Genomic DNA, 17,222 nt, shown 5'->3' with positions numbered 1-17,222 from the left:
ACTTCCTGATCTCGTAGGGGTTAATGCACGCCCCCGGCAGCCCGACATCGCCCCCTCGTCCAGAACGGCCTGGCCGATATCAGCGCCCCGCGGTCAGATACACGCAGAACCACAACTGTCTCAGGAAAGGTTCCACCATCCGACCCCAGCCGGAGTGGAGCCAATGCGCCTTCGAGCAGATAGGTTTGCCGAGCTTGAACAGAATTATGTCTGTGCATCCTCGTCCGGCTTCCACCCGGGGAGGTCGTGTTGATTGACGGTCGGCCGAGCGCCGTGCTGTTCGATGTAGGGTCCACCCTGATCCATATCGATCCGGCGGTCCTGACCGCCTGCCTGACCCGGCACGGCGTCTCCGGTGTCGCGGAGCACGACGCATCGGCAGCCTTCCTGCTGTCCCTCGAGGCGAGTCGGGAGCGGCTTCCGCTCGGGCAGGACGACCTCGGCAAGGAGGCGATGCGCTGGGCCCAGCTGCTCGACGTCCCGAGCACCCCGGCATGCGCCGCCTTCAAGGAGGCGGTACAGCGACCCGATCTGTACAGCCGTCTCGCACCGGACGCCAAACCGGTGCTCGCCGCGCTGCGGGCGTCCGGAGTGACACTGGTAGCGGTGGCCAACGACGACGGCGGCCTCGCCGCACAGCTGGCCAGGACGGGCCTGGCCGAATTCTTCGGCGCCGCAATGGACTCAACGGTGTTCGGCGTCGAGAAACCGGACGGCGAGATCTTCCGGGCCGCCTGCCACACGGCTGGCGTTCTTCCGTCCGAGGCGTGCTTCGTCGGTGACGGCCTCATCAACGACCTCCTCGGAGCCTGGGCCGCCGGCATTGGCAGATGCCTGCTGTACGACCCTCACCGCCTGAGACCAGAGATCCCCGAAACCCTACGCATCAACAGTTTGACCGATATTTTAGGCATCGTGTCCGCAGCCAGCGACGAACGCCCCCGAGGGGAAATCCGATGACCGGGAAAACCACTGTCATAGTCGGATTCGGGCATGTGGCGCGAAACGCTTACCTACCCCTTCTCGCCAAATCGGACACCCGCGTGAAGGTGGTCGACACTTCCGAGGACGCGCGTGCCGATGCCACGCGAATCGGGCTTGATGCATTGGCCGAATTACCGCCCGCAGCACCAGGCGACCAAGCGATTATCCTTTCCCCCATTCCCAGTCACCTCACGTTGGCCGAGGCCGCTGTGGCCCACGGCTACCACGTCCTGGTCGAGAAGCCGCCGGCGCCCACCGCCCGGACGTGGCTCGACCTGTGCGCCCGGGCCCGCGCCAGGGGCCTCGCGGTGGCAGGAGCACCGTTCACCGCCTCCGGTCGGAGCATCGAAACGATTCGACGACTCTGGGGGGACGGAAGTCTGGGGCAGATCACCGACGTCAGAGTCGACTTCGCCAAGACCGGACCCTACGTGAACGGCGCCGTCGAGCCGCGGCGGGCATGGTTCCTCGGCCCCGGGGCCGGACCCGCGCGGGATTTCGGCCCCTACCCGCTCACCTTGTTGGTGGGCCTCTTCGGACCCCTTCAACAGGTGGCATGGGAAGTCGACGACACCCCCGAAGCCGGACACGTACTGACGGGCAGCTTCAGCGTCGAAGGAACCTCTGTACCGCTGCACGCCGACTTCCGCTACGCGGAGCCACGCGGCGCGCCCCCTGTGGTCATCACCGGCTCACGCGGCCGGCTGGTGCTCGACAGCGAAATGGTCGACGGGCCGCTCCTGGAGACCCCTCCTGCCCCCGGCCACACGCCGTCGGCGGTTCCGCGGTCGAAGTACCGGCTCGCTCTGGACCGGTTCGAGCACCTGATCACCGACGAGGCGGCCCTGCTCACGCACCAGCACCTGGTCGGCGAAGTGCTGAACGTTTTACACAAGCTCGACTCACCTGTGGGAGACGCCCGTTGACCTCATACGAAACCCGAGAGCCGACGGCGGTGGCGTCCCATGAGCTCTCCCTGGACGAAGCCGACGTCGACGCCGTGGTGGAACGGATGAGGTCGGCACTCACCGGGGGGGACCTCACCGCGGGACCGCAGGTCTCCGAGTTCGAGGGTGCGCTGCGCGAGTACACCGGCCGGAGAGCCGCGGTCGCCGTGGCGAACGGCACCGCAGCACTCGAGCTGGTCCTACGCGCCCTCGGGGTCGGGCCCGGACACGAGGTCCTCGTCCAATCGGGCAGCTTCATCGCCAGTGCCGCGGCCGTGGCCTCCGTCGGCGCCCACGTGAGGTTCGTCGACATGGCCCCGGACCAGCTCGGGCCGACAGCCGCCCAGGTGGAGGCCGCGCTCGGACCGGCGACCGCCGCCGTGCTGGTCACCCACCTGGGCGGACTGATCAGCGGACACCTGGACGACGTGGCGCGGCTGTGCCGGGAGAGGGGGCTGCGGCTGATCGAGGACGCGGCACAGGCCCTCGGCAGCCTGCACGACGGACGGGCGCCGGGAAGTTGGGGGGTGGCGGCGACCTTCTCCTTCTACGCACGCAAGGTACTGACCACGGGTGAAGGCGGCGCCGTGGTCACCGACGACCCCGACCTGGCCCGACTGGTGCGGCTGTTGGGCGATCAGGGCCGCTCTCCGGACGGGGTCCACCGAATTTTCGGCACCAACGCCAGGATGACCGAGTTCCAGGCCGCCCTGGGGCTGGTCCAGTTCGACCGACTCGACGAGCGCCTCGCCGCACGGCGGGCCATCGCCGCCAGGTACGACGCCGCCTTCGGTCCCCACCGCCGGCCGGTCCCCCCGCAGGTCCGGCCGAACCACTACAAGTACTGGCTCGAACTCCCCACCGAGCGGCACCGCGACGACTTCGCGGCAGCGCTCGCCGAGCAGCTCGTGGAACTACCCGGTCCGCTCACCGGTCATGCCCTGCCCATACACAGGCAACCCGCGTCCGCCGACCGCTCCACGCCCGAGGAGCTACCGGAGACCGACCGCTTCGCGAGCACGCATGTCTGCCTGCCGGTGTATCCGGGGTTGACGGAGGATCGTGTCGAACGGGTCATCGCGGCCGGGAGACGCGCGCTCGACGGCGTCGGCTCCGGGAACGAGGAGGAGTGAGGCATGAGAGGCGCACACGGGGGAAGAATCGGCTACCTCGTCCTGGGCTCACCACGCACGGGTACCAACCTCCTCTGCCATGCCCTGCACGCCACGGGACAGGCCGGTGAACCCGCCGAGTGGTACGGGACCTCCTCCCTGCACGAGAACCTGGCCGCCCAGGAACTCGCGCATCCGGACTCGCGCCCGGGGGCGCCCAGAGCGACGGACTGGGCGGCCTACCAGCGTGCGCTGCTCGGCCGGACCGGTTCCGGAAACCGGTTCGGGGTCAAGGTCTTCCTCTACCACCTGGAGCCACTGCTGAAAACCGGCCAGATGGCCTCTCCGGTCGACCTGCTCCCCGACGGCTACCGCGACGACGTCCGCATCATCACGGTCAGCCGCAGGGACGTGGTCGCCCAGGCGGTCTCGATGATCATCGCGAGCCGAACCGGAATATTCGTGGATGTGCCGGGGGTGGCACCGCGGCGGGTCCCCACGACGACGACCTGGTGGCGCGAGGGTCCGCCTGCGGCCCTCGTCACGAACCCGGAGGAGCTCACCGCGGACCTTTTCGATTCGGCCGAGGTGCACCAACTCATCACCGCGATCCGGCGGCATCACTCCACCTGGTCCGACTGGCTCGCCGATACCCGGTTCCCGACGCTCAGCGTGACGTACGAGGACCTGGTGGACCGGCGAGAATCGGTACTCAGTTCCACCTTTGAGCTGCTCGGCATCCACACACGTGCAGCAGAGTTCACCGACCCCGGTCCACGACGCCAGGCCACGGCCCTCAACGACGAGCTGGCCGCACGGTACAGGCTCTGGCTCGCCGACCGCCCGGGGGCGGCCACCACCACAGGGAGGCAGCTGTGAGCAGTCAGGGCGGCAGCGCGGACAGCGCGACGAAAGCGATGCTCCTGGCCCCCGGGGACCTGGCCGACCGCGGCGGCGGAGCCCCCATGCGGTGGCGCGCTCTGCACTCCGCGCTCTCAGCGTTCCTGCCGACCGAGTACTACCCCGTGACCTGCGCGTCCCCTGACCTCATGTGTCAGCACCCGAAGGGGGACGTCCAGGACATCGACGGCCTCGAGGACCCGTTCGCCACCTCCTACTGCCCGATACAGAGCGAGCACCTGGTCTCACGTGTGGTGGCCGAGGCCCCCTCCTTCGTGGTTGCCAGTGAGCTGCGGCTGCATCGGTACGCCGAACAGATCAGACTCCGCACCGGTGTCCCGGTCGTGGACGACATGCACAACGTCGAGTACACGCTCCGGCAGGAGCTGGCTGCCCACCGGATGGCAAGCCGGTACACGGAGGAGCACACCCGGCAGATCTTCGCGGTCGAGGAGAAGGTCCTGCGGCAGGCCGCCGGGGTCTGGGTCTGTAGTGGGCACGACCGGGAAACGCTGCTGAAGCTCCACGGCTCCAGCCGATCCGACGCCGTCCACGTGGTGAGCAACGCGATCCCGGTGACGACCGCCACCGTGCCCGAGAACGAGATCGAGGCCGCCGCCTTCACCGGCCTGATCAGTTACGGGCCCAATGAACAGGCCGTGCGCACACTGGTGGAAGAGGTCCTGCCGCTCCTGCGCGGGGCCCCGTCCGCACTGCCACTCGTCATCGCGGGCGCGCGCTGCCCGGACTGGTTGTCACAGGCCGTGGAGACGACACCGGGCCTGCGTGTTCTCCCCGACCCCGACGACTTGAGCGAGCTGATCGGACGGAGTGCGCTCCTCATCCCGCTTCAGGTCGGCGGAGGCACCAGGTTCAAGGTGCTCGAGGCGTTCGCGCTCGGCGCTCCCGTCGTCTCGACGGCCAAGGGCGTGGAAGGGCTCGGCCTCGTCCATGGGCTTCACTACCTGCGGGCCGACCGACCGGACGAGTTCGCGGCCGCCTTCGAGCGGTTGCGGTCCGACCGAGCGCTCACCCGCCGGCTGCGGACCGCCGGACACGAACTCGTCACACGACGCTTCTCCTTCCAGGCGGTCACCGCCCAGGTGGGCGCCGCCATCTCCGCCCTGCCCGGTCCACCCTCCACCGGAACCACCCCCGAAACGACGAGGAGCGCCCTGTGAGCCGTCCCTCCACCGGAATCGCGGTCGTCGGATGCGGCTACGTATCGGACTTCTACCTGAACCCGCTCATCGACCACCCGGAGCTGACGTTGGTCGGAGTGCACGACCGGATCACAGAGCGAGCCGCCGCCGTCGGCGAGCGGCACGGCGTCGAGGTCTACCGCACGCTTTCCGAACTGCTGTCCGACGACCGGGTACAGATCGTCGTCAACCTGACCAACCCCGAGAGCCACGCCGACGTGACGCTCGCCACCCTCGCCGCGGGCAGACATGTGTACACGGAGAAACCGCTGGCCACCGACGTGGCTGACGGGCGGCGTATCGTAGAAGAGGCCGACCGGTCCGGCCTGCTGGTGGCGTGTGCCCCGGCGAACGTCCTCGGTGAGGCCTTCCAGACCGTGTGGCGCGAGGTCAGGAAGGGCTCGGTCCGCACCCCACGCCTCGTCTACGCCCAGCTCGACGACGGCGCCGTCCACTTGATGGACTTCCCGACCTGGCACAACAGCACGGGCAGCCCCTGGCCCTACAAGGACGAGTTCGCCCTGGGCTGCAACATCGAGCATTCGGCCTACCACCTCTCCGCGCTGACGACCCTGTTCGGCCCCGTCGACCGTGTTGTCGCGGACCACGCCACCCTCATGCCCGACAAACTGCCTCCGGGCGAAGAGGGGGGCGTCGGACCCGACTACGTGACGGCTTCGCTGAGATTCGGTTCCGGGGTCGTAGCCCGGCTGACGTGCAGCATCGTCGCGCCTCCCGACCGCTCACTGACCGTCGTCGGGGACGGGGGCGTACTGCGCCTCGACAACTGCTGGGACTTCGGATCGCCGATCACGCTGCGGACGGCCACCGACCCGGGGCACGACTACCTCCTGCCGGAGAACGAAGTCGAACACGTACGCCCCTTCGTCTACCGCAAGCACTACTCGGCCGACCACCGGATGAGCTTCCCCCGGGGCATCGCCGACCTCGCGTCGGCAGTGGAAGAGGGACGGACCCCGCGGCTGTCCGCGCGGCAGGCGCTGCACGTCCTCGAGGTCACCCTCGCCATGACGTCCCCGACCAACGTCACCGCGATCTCCTCGCGGTTCGACGCACCGGAGCCGCTTCCATGGGCTCTGTGAACATCCCGGGGCGCGCATCCGGACCGAAGGCCGCCCCGACGGTCTCCTGCGCGATCATGGCGCACCCCGCCCGGCGTGCCTCGGCGGAGGAGATCGCCCGGCGCCTGAGCGCGCTCTCGCCCCGGATCGTGTACGACCCCGACCCGACCGGCCCCAGGTCGACCCTGCGCACCGCGCTCGCCGCGTGGTCCTCCACCGGCCCCGGCGCCACCCACCATCTCGTCGTGCAGGACGACGTCCTACCCGTCGACGACTTCGTACCGCGGCTGCTGGCCTCGGTCTCCCAGCATCCGGACAAGGTGCTCTGCACGTTCGCGGAGTGGGGCTGCCAGACGGCGACCATGATCCGCTGGGCCGCGCTGCACGGCGTGGGCCTGGCCGAATGCATCGACACCTACGTGCCCACACAGGCCACCGTGCTTCCCGTGGCCGACGCTCGGGCCTTCGTCGCGGACGCGGCCGCCCACTTCTCCCCGGACGTACCCGACGACATCGCCCTGCGCCGCCACCTCGCGGCCCAAGGGCGGTCAGCCTACGCGCTCGCGCCCCAACTGGTGGACCACGACACCGTACCGAGCCTGGTGGGAAACGAATCCGACGGTGTTCGACCGGCCACGTGGCTGCTGGAACCCGAGGCCCCGGAACCCGCTCCGGGAGTCTTGCACGCTCCGTTCCGCATACCGACCCAGACATGGAGCAAAGGGCGGTCCCTGTGCTTCTCCTACGACCCCAGAACCCTGCGCATGGAGGACGAGGGACCGACCCGAAGAGAGCTGGCGGAGCTCGGCCTCCCCCCTGCGGAGATCGCGGCGGGGCTGGACCGGGAGCTGGAGCGCAGCCGCGGAACCGTCGACCTGGAGCTACGCCTCGGCTACGGTCTGCTTCACGAGTTGTGGATCACGGCGATCGCGCTCGGGGCGCTCCTGCCTCCGGCACCCGGCCCGCCCCCCCACCGCGCTCCGTCCCCGGGAGCAGCCCCGCGCCAGGCACTGCGCACGATGGGCCCCGGAGCGATGCGCCGCTTCGCCGATACGGCGGTCCTGAACGCATGCGAGGAGCCGCTGACCGATCTGGTGGTGGAAGGGGTGAGCTGTGGGCTGGCGATCCGCAATCGTCTCTAAGCGGACCTTCGTCCGCTCCGTGGGCGCCGAATTGCGCCAGATCGCCGGTCTCCTGCCCCAGGGCGGCCCGGGGCCGGTGCTGGCCGTCATCGTGTGCAACGTGCTGCTCGGAGCACTTCCGGTGCTCTTCGTGGTCGGCACCAGCGTCATGCTCGGGTTGATACCCGCGGCCGCGGAGGCCGGTACCGGCTCGGCGCAGTGGTCGGCCGTGGTGTTCGCCTTCGTGCTGGCCTCGGTCGCGTTCACCGCCCACCAGGCACTGGCTCCGGCCCAGAGAACACTGGGCGACCACCTGGCCCGGCGCATCGACGGACGGCTCTTCGACCGGATCATCACCGCTTCGCTGCGGGGGTCCGGCCTTGCCGCCCTGGAGAACCAACACCTGATCGAACGTCTCGGAGAGGCGAAACAGGATCTCGAACTCGGCATGGACAGCCCTGGCAGGGCATGTGCCGGCGCGCTCCACCTGATCTCACGAGGCGTTCAGCTGCTCGGCTACCTCCTCGTCATCGGCATCGGCTTCTCCTGGACGGCCGGGGTCGGCGTGGTGGCCGCCGTGCTCATGTTCCGCTACGGGCTGCGCAGCGGTCTGCGCAAGTACAGCGAAAGCTGGGAGAGGCTGACGAAGGAGCGGCGTGAGGCACGCTACCTGCGGCAGCTGGCCATGGGCGCGGCGGCCGGGAAGGAGATCCGGACCTTCGGACTGGTCGAGTGGTTGCGCGATCGCCACCGAGCGGTCTACCTGCGATGGCTCGCACCGACGTGGGCGGAGCGGCGCCGGCTCCTGCTCTGGCCCTACCTCAGGTACACGGCGCTGGGACTGGGGATCACCATGGGGGTACTCGTCGCCGTCGCGAGCGCCGGCGCCGGCGGGGCGTCCCTCACCTCCCTCGCGCTGGTCACCCAGGCGGTGCTGAACTGCCTCAGACTCGGTGAGTTCTACCCCGAGTCGGACATGCAGACCCTGCACGGCATGAGGGCCTACCGGGCGCTGACCGAGTTCGAACAAGGCGCGGAAGCGCTCAGGAGGGCCCGGGAACCCGTGGCCGCCGGCGGGACGGCGGGGTCCGGCGCCGCCGATCCCACACCGCGTCAGGAGATCAGGTTCTCCCACGTGTCCTTCCGCTACCCGGGCGGGAAGCACCAGGTGTTCGACGAACTCGACCTGAGCATTCCCGCGGGGATGTGCACGGCGATCGTGGGAAGCAACGGCGCCGGCAAGACCACCCTGATCAAGCTCCTCACACGGTTGTACGAGCCCGACGAAGGCACGATCACGATCGACGGCGTCGACCTGGCCTCCTTCCCCCTGGACGCCTGGCGGTCCCGCACCGCCGTGGTCTTCCAGGACTTCAACCGCTATGAGACCAGCGCCGCCGACAACATCGGCTTCGGCGACGTTCGGCACGGGGACGTCGCCGGTGATCGCGACGAGATCCGTGGAGCCGCCAAGGACGCCGGGATACTCGACACCATCGAGGTCCTTCCCGACGGACTCGACACACCGCTGGCGAAGCACATGGCACGAGGGGTCGACCTGTCCGGCGGACAATGGCAGCGGCTCGCACTCGCCAGGGCCCTCTTCCGGCTCCGGCACAACGGCGGAGTGCTCGTACTCGACGAGCCGACGGCAAGCCTCGACGCGCGCGCCGAGGCACGGTTCTTCGAGGAGTTCGTCCGGCCCGCCAACGGTGCGACCACCCTGCTCATCTCGCATCGGTTCTCGACGGTGCGACACGCCGACCACATCGTCGTGCTCTCGGACGGCCGCGTGACCGAAGCGGGATCACATGACGAGCTGGTCCGGGCCGACGGCAAGTATGCCCGCATGTTCCGGCTGCAGGCCGCCCGCTTCACCACGGCGACCTCCTCATCGACCGACGAATCGGAAGGGCACGGATGAGACGCCTCCTCATCGCCGCTGGCGGCCTGCTGGCCATGTGCTGGCGGCAGAGCCCGGGCAAGACCCTGGCGGCGGTGGGCCTCATGATAGCCAGCGGAACCGCGATGCCACTGGCCGGCATCAGCCTCCGCCAGTTGGTCAACGCGGCTCTCGACGGCAGGATCGGGGAGGCCGTGCTCCTGGGCGTCCTGATAGCGGTGCTGCTGATCGCGGCGCTCACCTGCTCGCATTTCGCGCACATCGCGTACTACGAGCTCGCCGAACTCAACATGCTGCGTTACAACCACCAGCTGATCACCCTGGCCAACGGCTCCTCCAGCCTCGAGGCACACGAGAACCCCGAGTACGCCGACCGGCTCACCGTGCTGGAACGCGAGGTCCTCCAGACCCGCAACACGCTCCAGGCACTGCTCGCCACGTCGGGGCTCGCCTTCGGGATGCTGCTGACCGCCGTCATGCTCGCGTTCCTGCACCCGGTCCTGTTCCTCCTGCCGCTGCTCGCGGTACCCCCGATCCTTGCGGGGCGCCGAGCCGAGCAGATCGTCGACGCCTCCAGGGGCAGGACCGCGGAACCCACCCGGCGAGCGCTCAACCTCGTTCACCTGACCACGGCCTCCGCCACGGCCAAGGAGCTCAAGGTCTTCCAGCTGGAGGACGAGGTGCGACGGCGGCACTCGGAGCTCTGGGATCTGACCAGCGGCGACCTGTGGAGAGCACAGCGCCGTGCCACCCTTCTGCGCGCCCTGAGCCAGCTCGTCTTCGCCACCGGATACGTGAGTGCGGTGCTGTTGGTCGCCCACGGAGCGATCACGGGCCGCAGCACGGTGGGCGACGTGGTGCTGGTGGTCGTTCTCGCCTCACAGGTCAACTCCCAGGTGGCCCAGGTCGTCGCCCTGGTACCCGACCTCCAGAGGCTCAGCGGCGTCGACCGCCGGCTCCGCGAACTCCAGGACGCCCTGGGCCGACCGGCTCCGGCCCCCCCACCGGCCCCGGACGCCGGGACAGCGGCCCCGGACCGCCTCCGGAGCGGCATCACCCTCAGGGGGCTGTCGTTCGCCTACCCGGGCACCGAGGCACTCGTGCTGCGCGACGTCGACCTCCACCTACCGGCCGGTGCCACGGTCGCCGTCGTCGGCGAGAACGGGGCGGGCAAGTCGAGCCTGGTCAAAATGCTCTGCGGGTTCTACCGGCCCACGCACGGCGACATCCTCGTGGACGGCACCCCTCTACGGGCCATCCCCTCCAAGACGTGGCACGCGCGCATGTCGGCCGGATTCCAGGATTTCGCCAGGTACGAGTTCGTCGTCAGGCAGACCGTGGGAGTGGGCGACCTGCCACGTGAATCCTCCGAGAGCGCGGTCGTGGAAGCACTGCGTCGCGCACACGCGGAGGACGTGCTGGCCCCGCTCCCGGACGGCCTGGGGACCCAACTCGGCAAGAGCTACTCCGACGGCGCGGAACTCTCCGGAGGCCAGTGGCAGAAGCTGGCGCTCGGTCGCGCGTTCATGCGCGACCGGCCGCTCCTGCTCGTACTGGACGAACCCACCGCGGCACTCGACGCCGAGGCGGAGGACGCCCTCTTCAAGCGCTACATCACCCAGGCGAGGAAGATCGCAGCCGATGGGGGGATCACCCTGCTCGTCTCACACCGGTTCTCGACCATCAGCACGGCCGACATGATCGTGGTGGTGGCGGACGGCCGTGTCGCGGAGGCCGGCGACCACGGTGAGCTGATCCGCCGAGGCGGGCTCTATGCGGAGCTGTACGCGCTCCAGGCCCGGGGCTACCGGTGAACCGCCCCCCTCCGAACACCGGAGCCGGCCCCCAGAGCCCAGCCCACCGCCTCACGGATGTCCGAGGCCACGAAATCCGCCCGGGTGTCGTGGGGTCCGCACCCCGGAGGACGGATCAGGACGGTGGCAGAGCCGGCCGTGCGGCCGGCTTCGACATCGGTCGCGGAGTCCCCGATCAGACAGGACGCGGCCAGGTCCAGTCCGAGATCGGCCGCAGCACGCACCAGCATGCCCGCAGCCGGTTTCCGGCAGTCACAGCTGTGCAGCGGGTGCGGGCAGACGTAGCGGGCGGTGAGCCGGGCGCCGTGCTCCATCAACAGGGCGCTCAGCCTGGCGTCCACCGCCTCGTAGGCGCGCCTGTCCGCGGCCGGCTCCGAGAGCCATCGCTGGTTCGTGACGAGTACCGCGTGCACACCCGCCTCGTTGATGTGGCGGACGGCCTCCGCCGCTCCCGGTAGCAGTTCCAGGTCCTCAGGACGGCGAACGTACTGGCCGGGAGCGGCGGACCTGTTCAGGGTGCCGTCCCTGTCCAGGAAGACGGCGCTCCTCAACGGCATCGGACGCTCACAGCATGCCGAAGTGCAGTGCGTGCAGGAGAGCGACCGAGGTCAGCGCGCCCGGCACCTTTCCGTCGCGGAGCAGCGACGACAATTCGTCGGGACGGAACCAGACCCGTGCGGACGACTCGTACGCGTCGACGGGCTCTCCGGTCTGTTCGTCCGCTGTCGCCAACACGAAGTGGAAACGCTGGTCGCTGACCCCGTCGGAGGGGTTGCAGACCAGCATGCGGCTCATGTCCCGCACGGTCCACCCGGTCTCCTCCAGCACCTCGCGGGCCGCGGCGTCCTCGACGCCCTCGTCCTCGTCCAACGCGCCCGCCGGGATCTCGAAACCGGATGTGTCGGTGATGAATCGATACCGGTGGAGCAGCAGGACCCCGCGGTCGGGGTGACGCAGCACCACCCCGACCGCGTCGGCGACACGAGCCACGTGGTGCTCATAGGGCTCCCGTCCCGGCGGGACCACCTTCACAAGGTCGAGGCCTATCCAGGGGCTGCTGTACAAGGAGCGGTTTCCCAGCACCTTCCAGCGTTCCGGCTCGGGCAGCCGGTCGCCGTCGGCGGACCCGAAGTCGTTCTGCATCCGCGGTTCGTTCCTCTCGGTCATTTCCCCGGTCACCGGGCTCCGGTCGTGGGGCGCCGGGTGGCCAGGAGCGCCCGGGCCGTCTCCCTGACGGCCTCCTCCGACGTCGACCGGGGCCGCCAGCCGTGCTCCTCCAGCGCCTCCGGCCTGATGAGCAGGGACGGGATGTCCCCGCGCCAGCCCTGGCGCCCGCCCTCGTATGTGATCTCCGGTGTGCCGTCAGGGAACTCCTCGGCGACGATCTCCGCCACACGGTGCGCGCTGATCGCGTCCTGGTTGCACACGTGGAAGACGGAGAAGTCCCCGCCGTCCGACTCCGCTGCCGCGGCGACGGCACGCAGGGCCGCCACGCAGTCCCGGACATGGAGATAGCTACGGGTCTGTCTGCCGTCCCCGAGCAACCTGATCTCCCCCGGATCGTCATGCAGGCGTCGGACCAGATCGGCGATGATGCCACGTCCCATCCCCGGGCCGACGACGTTGGAGAGCCGGCCGACGGCGGCCTGCAGCCCGCACTCGTTGGCGTAGGCCTCGAGGAACGCCTCCGCGGCGGCCTTGCCCGCGGCGAAGCGGGTGGTGGGCCGCAGCAATCCGCTCCCCTCGGCGACCGTGGTCCCTTCGGGCACCGGGCCGTAGACGAGCTGGCTGGACGTCATCACGACGTTCACGGGACGCGGAGCCTCCCTCAGCGCCTCGAGCAAGGCGATGGTCCCGCCGACGGTGTCGGTGAAGTCGGCCGTACGGCCCGCCCTGTCGGACCTGTTCTCGGTGTTGGCCGACAGGTGGTAGACATGCGTGGTTCCGGAGAACAAGGGTTCCAGCTGCTCGATGTCGCGCATGTCGGCGGCGTGGTAGGTGAGTTCGCCCGTCCCTGCCAGTCCGTGGAGTCGCACCGCGTCCTGCCAGGGTGCGCGGTCGACCACCGCCACCGGTACCCCGTCGTGCAGGAGCGCCGACACGAGGGCCGCGCCGATGAAGCCGGCCCCTCCGGTGACGACAGCCCGTCCTTCTCGTGTCATATCCCTGCTTCCTTCGCCGTTCCTGCCGAGAGATGGGTGGCCAGTGCCTGATGGCGCCGAGGTGTTCCGATGTCGAAGAACCGCTCCCCGGTGACGGCGGCCGCCAGGGCCCCCCTCCCCATGAGGGCGTGGAACAGCTCGTGCAGGTCGGTTCGCTCCCGTGCACGCTGCAGGACGTCGAGTGCCGACCTGCGCAGCAGCGTGACACCGGTGTCCGTCAGGCCCCCGGGGACGCCGTTCTTGTCGTAGGCGGTGACGGTGCCGTCCCGTACGCCGACGTTGGGGAGTACGTCGTTCGACGCCCGGGTGAGGAGCATCATCCCGAGCGAGTCGGGCGGGAACCGGTCGAACAGGCCGCCGTAGTCGGTGTCCAGGTAGGTGTCTCCGAGCAGGACCATGAACTGTTCGTCCAGGTGGCCGACGCTGTGCAGCAGGGCGCCGGCCGTCCCCAGGGGGGCGGGTTCCGTCTCGGCGGTGGTCTCCCACTCGGCGGGCAGCGTCGCGAGGTGGGCGGCGACCCGGGGGGCGAGATGGCCGAGGCAGAAGTGGAACCTGCGCAGGCCGCTCGCCGCCACGGGCTCGAGCATGACGTCCAGGAACGGACGGCCGAGGACGTCCTGCAGCACCTTCGGCCTGTCCGCGCCCATCGGCCCCAGGCGCGTGCCGAGTCCTCCCGCCAGGACCACGACCTGCTCGCTGCGGGGCTCCGTCATTCCCCTGTCCGCGAGGCCGGGCCGGACACGCCGCCGAGGAGTTCGGACACGTCCTCGCGCAGCAGGAGGTCGGCGCAGAACTTGAAGTGGCCGTCCTGCCCCTGCGGGTCGTAGGCGTTGCTCGCGATGATGCCGTAGACGGCTCGGTACAGGGCCATGCGCTCGGGGGGGCAGCCGAACCGTTCGACGACGGCGGCGTCGAGGTAGGCCTCCGTCTCGTGCGCCTGGGGGCCGTACATGTCGAAGATGCTGGCCGTCAGCGCGGCGTCGAAGACAGGGTCGCCGACGGTGGAGAGGAACCCGAAGTCGAGCGTGCCGACCACCTGGCACTCGTCGTTCACGAGTACGTTGTCGGGTACCAGGTCCCCGTGCATGAGGCCGAGCGGCACATCACCGAGATCGCCGACGAGTTCGAGGATCCGGGCCAACTTGCCGTCGAAGCCCGGAACCGCGGCGCGCAACTGGTCCCCGAACAGGGCGAGCCTGCGGTGGATCAACGCCGTCAAGGCGTCAGGCCAGGAGGTGTGCCCCTCCCAGAAGGGCGAGGCCTCGTCCAGGACGGCGAGGCCGCGCAACGCCGGGGAGTCCGCTGTCGAGATCTCGCCCAACACGTCGAGCATGCATGCGGCGGCTTGCGGCCACAGCTCGGGGCGCCGCGGGTCCATGTCGGCCAACGGCACGCCGGACAGCCTCTGTTCGATGCTCACGAAGCGCCCGTTCTCGTACAGCACTTCTTCGATGCGCGGCGTTCGGAAGGCCAGCTGGGCCTTGGCCAGATCGTCGTAGAAGCGCTGGAGCCGTTCCAGCTCCTCCCCGGACCGCACACCCCAGACCTTGGCGACCAGGTCGTCGTTCAGGGCGTAGACGGCCCCCTCCATCCCCGCCGCTAGTTCCGCCGCCTCGGGGTACCCCTTCGCCTCGAAGAAGCGAACCCAGGCCTCGTCGTGCTGCTGCATGCCGATCTCTGCTTTCCTTGTCGTGGTTTCCGTTGCCGGACGCCGTTCTTCCGGCACCTGCTGCTCCTGGCGCCGGACCGCCCCCGCGGAGGGTTTCGCGCGGTGTGCACTCCTCACAAGGGCGGGGAACCGGTACTGCGGTCCTGAAGGTCGGGGCCGGGAGGCGCGCTCGACACCGTGTGGAGCATCGCCGGGTCGACCGGGTCCTGCTGACCGGCGCAGATGTCGAGGTAGAGGGCTCTGACGCCCTCGGCCACGGGCCACGTTCCACCTCCGATCGGCACGGCGTCGACGCTGCTGACGATCCGCACCTCGTCGAGCGTGCCGCACACGAACACCTCGTCCGCGACGTACAGTTCGGAACGCGGCACGGAGCGCTCGACCACCTTCATCCCCCACCGCGAGCGGAGGAGGTCGATGACGATCCCCCTGGTGATGCCGTCCAGCACACCATCGGCGAGCGGTGGTGTGACGACCGTGTCTCCCCGCACGAGGAAAACAGCCGCGCCTCCGGTCTCGGCGACCGTGTCGTTGGTGTTGAGCAAGATCGCCTCGTCGGCTCCCGCCATGGCCGCCTCGATCCTCGGCAGCCGGAACGCCTGATAGGCCGCCCCGACCTTCGCCAGGGGCGAGACGGCGAGGTCCGGAGAGCGCCGCCATGAGCTGACCACGCAGGACATGGGCCGATCCACACGCGGGTCGGTGGGGTAGCCGGCGATGTAGCAGCCCAACTTCACCTGACCCGAGCGCCATCCGTAGCGGCCCTCGTCGATGTACAGCGTAGGTCTGAGGTACAGGTCGCCCCTGTGCCGGAGGGCCCGGATCAGCTCCGGCACTCCGTCGAGCAACCGGGCGACCGACTCCGCGCTCTCGGCCTGCGGCAGCCTGATCAGCCGAGCGGACTGTGCGAGCCTGGCGAGGTGCCGGTGCAGATGCACGACGACGTGCTGCTCCGACTCCGGCTGCCAGTACGCTCGCAGCCCCTCGAAGACGTTGGTGCCGCGCATCGCCACCTCCGAGGTGACGTGCACGCGGGCCCGGTCCCACGGCACCAGGCTCCCGTTCCACCAGATGGTCTCCGGCGCCTTCTCATACATGTCCGGCCTCCCGCCGGGTCGACCGGGTGAGCAGGACCGACTCTGTTCGCTCCACCATGCGCTGTTTGGAGAACGAGCCCACCACGTGCTCGCGGGCGGCCTTGCCCAACCGCGACCGCTCCTCGGCGCTCCCGGCGAGCTCGATGAGGACGTGCGCCAGCGGTTCCGGGGCACCCGGCGGGACCACGCGCGCGACACCGGGAGCGGTGAGCAGTTCCCTGACACCGACGATGTCCGTCGTGACGACGGGTTTGCCCATGCTCATCGCCTCGAGCACCGAGATCCCGAGCCCCTCCTCGAAGCTGGGTTGGACGACGACGTCCGCGGCGGCCAGGACTCCCGGCATCCGATCGAAGGTGACCGTTCTGTCGATGGTCACGGTCTGTTGCAGGTCCAGTGCGGCGATGTCGGCGTCGAGCTGGGCCGAGTAGTCGAGGGAGGCCGAGCTGACACTGCCGACGATGAGGAGCCGGGCCCCCGGACAGGCACGGCGCACACGGTCGAAGGCACTGATCGCCTCACGAATGCCTTTGCGCGGTTTGAGCCTGCCCGCCAGGACGAACAAGGTCTCCTGGTCGGTGAGGCCGTGGTGCTCCCGCACGGGACGCCCGTCGATACCCGGGTGGAAGCGCTCGGTGTCGACGCCGTGGTAGATCAGTTCGACAGGGTTTCCGGGACCCCACTCGGCGGCGCGTTCGGCGTAGAACGCGCCCCCGGCGAGAACCAATGACGGCTTGAGGACGCCATGGACCAGCCGGAGCCGCCCGGCCCCGAGCGGCTCGTCCTGCGGGGAGTGCTCGTGGAACGTCGCCACCCAGGGAATGCCGCGGTCGAGGGACACCGTCTTGCCGAGCAGTGCTGCGTCCATGCTGTTGGTGAGCACGAGGTCGGGACGGAATTCGTCGATGACGTCGCGTATCTCCGGCATCAGGCCGTAGGCCATCTGTTCCCAGTGGATCTTGCTCGGGTCGGCGAGGATTTCGTGGTACCGGCTGAGTCGGCGCACATCGACCCCTTCGGGATCGCCTGCGAACACTTCCCCGGCATGGTGTCCGCGGGGGAGGTCCGTGACGACCACGACGTCGTGTCCACGAGCGGCGAGCCCCTCTGCCACCTCCCAGGCATAGGTCTCCGCACCGCCGATGACCGGATGGAAACTCGAGGTGATGATCAGCAGCCGCACCGCGACCCCTTCGGCTCGTAACGTGTGCTCACCGGTATCGGCACCG

Annotated in this window: 16 protein-coding genes; 9 read left to right on the top strand and 7 right to left on the bottom strand. The window is 69.4% G+C overall.

The window, feature by feature from the left end; translation table 11 throughout:
• Positions 1–246: 246 nt before the first annotated feature.
• Genes OUQ99_RS02710 through OUQ99_RS02670 form a run of 9 tightly spaced genes read left to right on the top strand, consistent with a single transcriptional unit; the run spans position 247 to position 11,065 of the window.
• Positions 247–960 carry an HAD family hydrolase gene (locus tag OUQ99_RS02710; protein WP_267947833.1) on the top strand — a complete coding sequence of 238 codons (714 nt, stop codon included), beginning with the start codon at positions 247–249 and terminating at the stop codon, positions 958–960.
• Positions 957–1,910 carry a Gfo/Idh/MocA family protein gene (locus tag OUQ99_RS02705; protein ID WP_267947832.1) on the top strand — a complete coding sequence of 318 codons (954 nt, stop codon included), beginning with the start codon at positions 957–959 and terminating at the stop codon, positions 1,908–1,910. The genes OUQ99_RS02710 and OUQ99_RS02705 overlap by 4 nt, the downstream gene beginning before the upstream one ends.
• Positions 1,907–3,064 (top strand): DegT/DnrJ/EryC1/StrS family aminotransferase, encoded by a 1,158-nt coding sequence (locus OUQ99_RS02700; protein ID WP_267947831.1) that lies wholly within the window; start codon positions 1,907–1,909, stop codon positions 3,062–3,064. The genes OUQ99_RS02705 and OUQ99_RS02700 overlap by 4 nt, the downstream gene beginning before the upstream one ends.
• A gap of 3 nt (positions 3,065–3,067) precedes the next feature.
• Positions 3,068–3,922 (top strand): Stf0 family sulfotransferase, encoded by an 855-nt coding sequence (locus OUQ99_RS02695; RefSeq protein WP_267947830.1) that lies wholly within the window; start codon positions 3,068–3,070, stop codon positions 3,920–3,922.
• Positions 3,919–5,124 carry a glycosyltransferase family 4 protein gene (locus tag OUQ99_RS02690; RefSeq protein WP_267947829.1) on the top strand — a complete coding sequence of 402 codons (1,206 nt, stop codon included), beginning with the start codon at positions 3,919–3,921 and terminating at the stop codon, positions 5,122–5,124. Before OUQ99_RS02695 ends, OUQ99_RS02690 begins: the two co-directional genes overlap by 4 nt.
• Positions 5,121–6,248 carry a Gfo/Idh/MocA family protein gene (locus OUQ99_RS02685; protein ID WP_267947828.1) on the top strand — a complete coding sequence of 376 codons (1,128 nt, stop codon included), beginning with the start codon at positions 5,121–5,123 and terminating at the stop codon, positions 6,246–6,248. Before OUQ99_RS02690 ends, OUQ99_RS02685 begins: the two co-directional genes overlap by 4 nt.
• Positions 6,236–7,369 carry a hypothetical protein gene (locus tag OUQ99_RS02680; RefSeq protein WP_267947827.1) on the top strand — a complete coding sequence of 378 codons (1,134 nt, stop codon included), beginning with the start codon at positions 6,236–6,238 and terminating at the stop codon, positions 7,367–7,369. The genes OUQ99_RS02685 and OUQ99_RS02680 overlap by 13 nt, the downstream gene beginning before the upstream one ends.
• Positions 7,370–7,388: 19 nt before the next feature.
• Positions 7,389–9,272 carry an ABC transporter ATP-binding protein gene (locus OUQ99_RS02675; RefSeq protein ID WP_267947826.1) on the top strand — a complete coding sequence of 628 codons (1,884 nt, stop codon included), beginning with the start codon at positions 7,389–7,391 and terminating at the stop codon, positions 9,270–9,272.
• Positions 9,269–11,065: an ABC transporter ATP-binding protein gene (locus OUQ99_RS02670; RefSeq protein WP_267947825.1), complete on the top strand. Its 1,797-nt coding sequence runs from the start codon at positions 9,269–9,271 to the stop codon at positions 11,063–11,065. The genes OUQ99_RS02675 and OUQ99_RS02670 overlap by 4 nt, the downstream gene beginning before the upstream one ends.
• Here OUQ99_RS02670 and OUQ99_RS02665 read toward each other — a convergent pair.
• The 7 genes from OUQ99_RS02665 to OUQ99_RS02635 all read right to left on the bottom strand — a co-directional run bounded on the left by OUQ99_RS02665 (position 11,056) and on the right by OUQ99_RS02635 (position 17,176).
• Positions 11,056–11,622: a D-glycero-alpha-D-manno-heptose-1,7-bisphosphate 7-phosphatase gene (locus OUQ99_RS02665; protein WP_267947824.1), complete on the bottom strand. Its 567-nt coding sequence runs from the start codon at positions 11,620–11,622 to the stop codon at positions 11,056–11,058. The two genes, OUQ99_RS02670 and OUQ99_RS02665, sit on opposite strands and share 10 nt — an antisense overlap.
• 7 nt (positions 11,623–11,629) lie before the next feature.
• Complete coding sequence (locus OUQ99_RS02660) at positions 11,630–12,208, bottom strand: NUDIX hydrolase (protein ID WP_267947823.1); 579 nt, start codon at positions 12,206–12,208, stop codon at positions 11,630–11,632.
• A gap of 32 nt (positions 12,209–12,240) precedes the next feature.
• The gene (locus OUQ99_RS02655) at positions 12,241–13,227 is read right to left on the bottom strand and encodes an NAD-dependent epimerase/dehydratase family protein (protein WP_267947822.1); all 987 of its coding nucleotides are present in this window, start codon (positions 13,225–13,227) and stop codon (positions 12,241–12,243) included.
• Positions 13,224–13,940, bottom strand: coding sequence for a sugar phosphate nucleotidyltransferase (locus OUQ99_RS02650; RefSeq protein WP_267947821.1), 717 nt, complete (start codon positions 13,938–13,940; stop codon positions 13,224–13,226). The genes OUQ99_RS02655 and OUQ99_RS02650 overlap by 4 nt, the downstream gene beginning before the upstream one ends.
• Positions 13,937–14,896 (bottom strand): phosphotransferase family protein, encoded by a 960-nt coding sequence (locus tag OUQ99_RS02645; RefSeq protein WP_267947820.1) that lies wholly within the window; start codon positions 14,894–14,896, stop codon positions 13,937–13,939. Before OUQ99_RS02645 ends, OUQ99_RS02650 begins: the two co-directional genes overlap by 4 nt.
• Before the next feature lie 113 nt (positions 14,897–15,009).
• A complete protein-coding gene (locus OUQ99_RS02640) occupies positions 15,010–15,993 on the bottom strand; it encodes an aminotransferase class IV (RefSeq protein WP_267947819.1) in 984 nt (327 codons plus the stop codon).
• Entirely contained in the window at positions 15,986–17,176 is a 1,191-nt protein-coding gene (locus tag OUQ99_RS02635; RefSeq protein ID WP_267947818.1) for a glycosyltransferase family 4 protein, read from the bottom strand. Before OUQ99_RS02635 ends, OUQ99_RS02640 begins: the two co-directional genes overlap by 8 nt.
• Between the last annotated feature and the right edge of the window lie 46 nt (positions 17,177–17,222).

Source organism: Streptomonospora nanhaiensis, from assembly GCF_026642255.1.
Classification (GTDB): Bacteria; Actinomycetota; Actinomycetes; order Streptosporangiales; family Streptosporangiaceae; genus Nocardiopsis; species Nocardiopsis tropica.
Note: the sequence above shows the minus strand (reverse complement) of the source record. Positions and strands in the feature narration are given on the sequence as shown.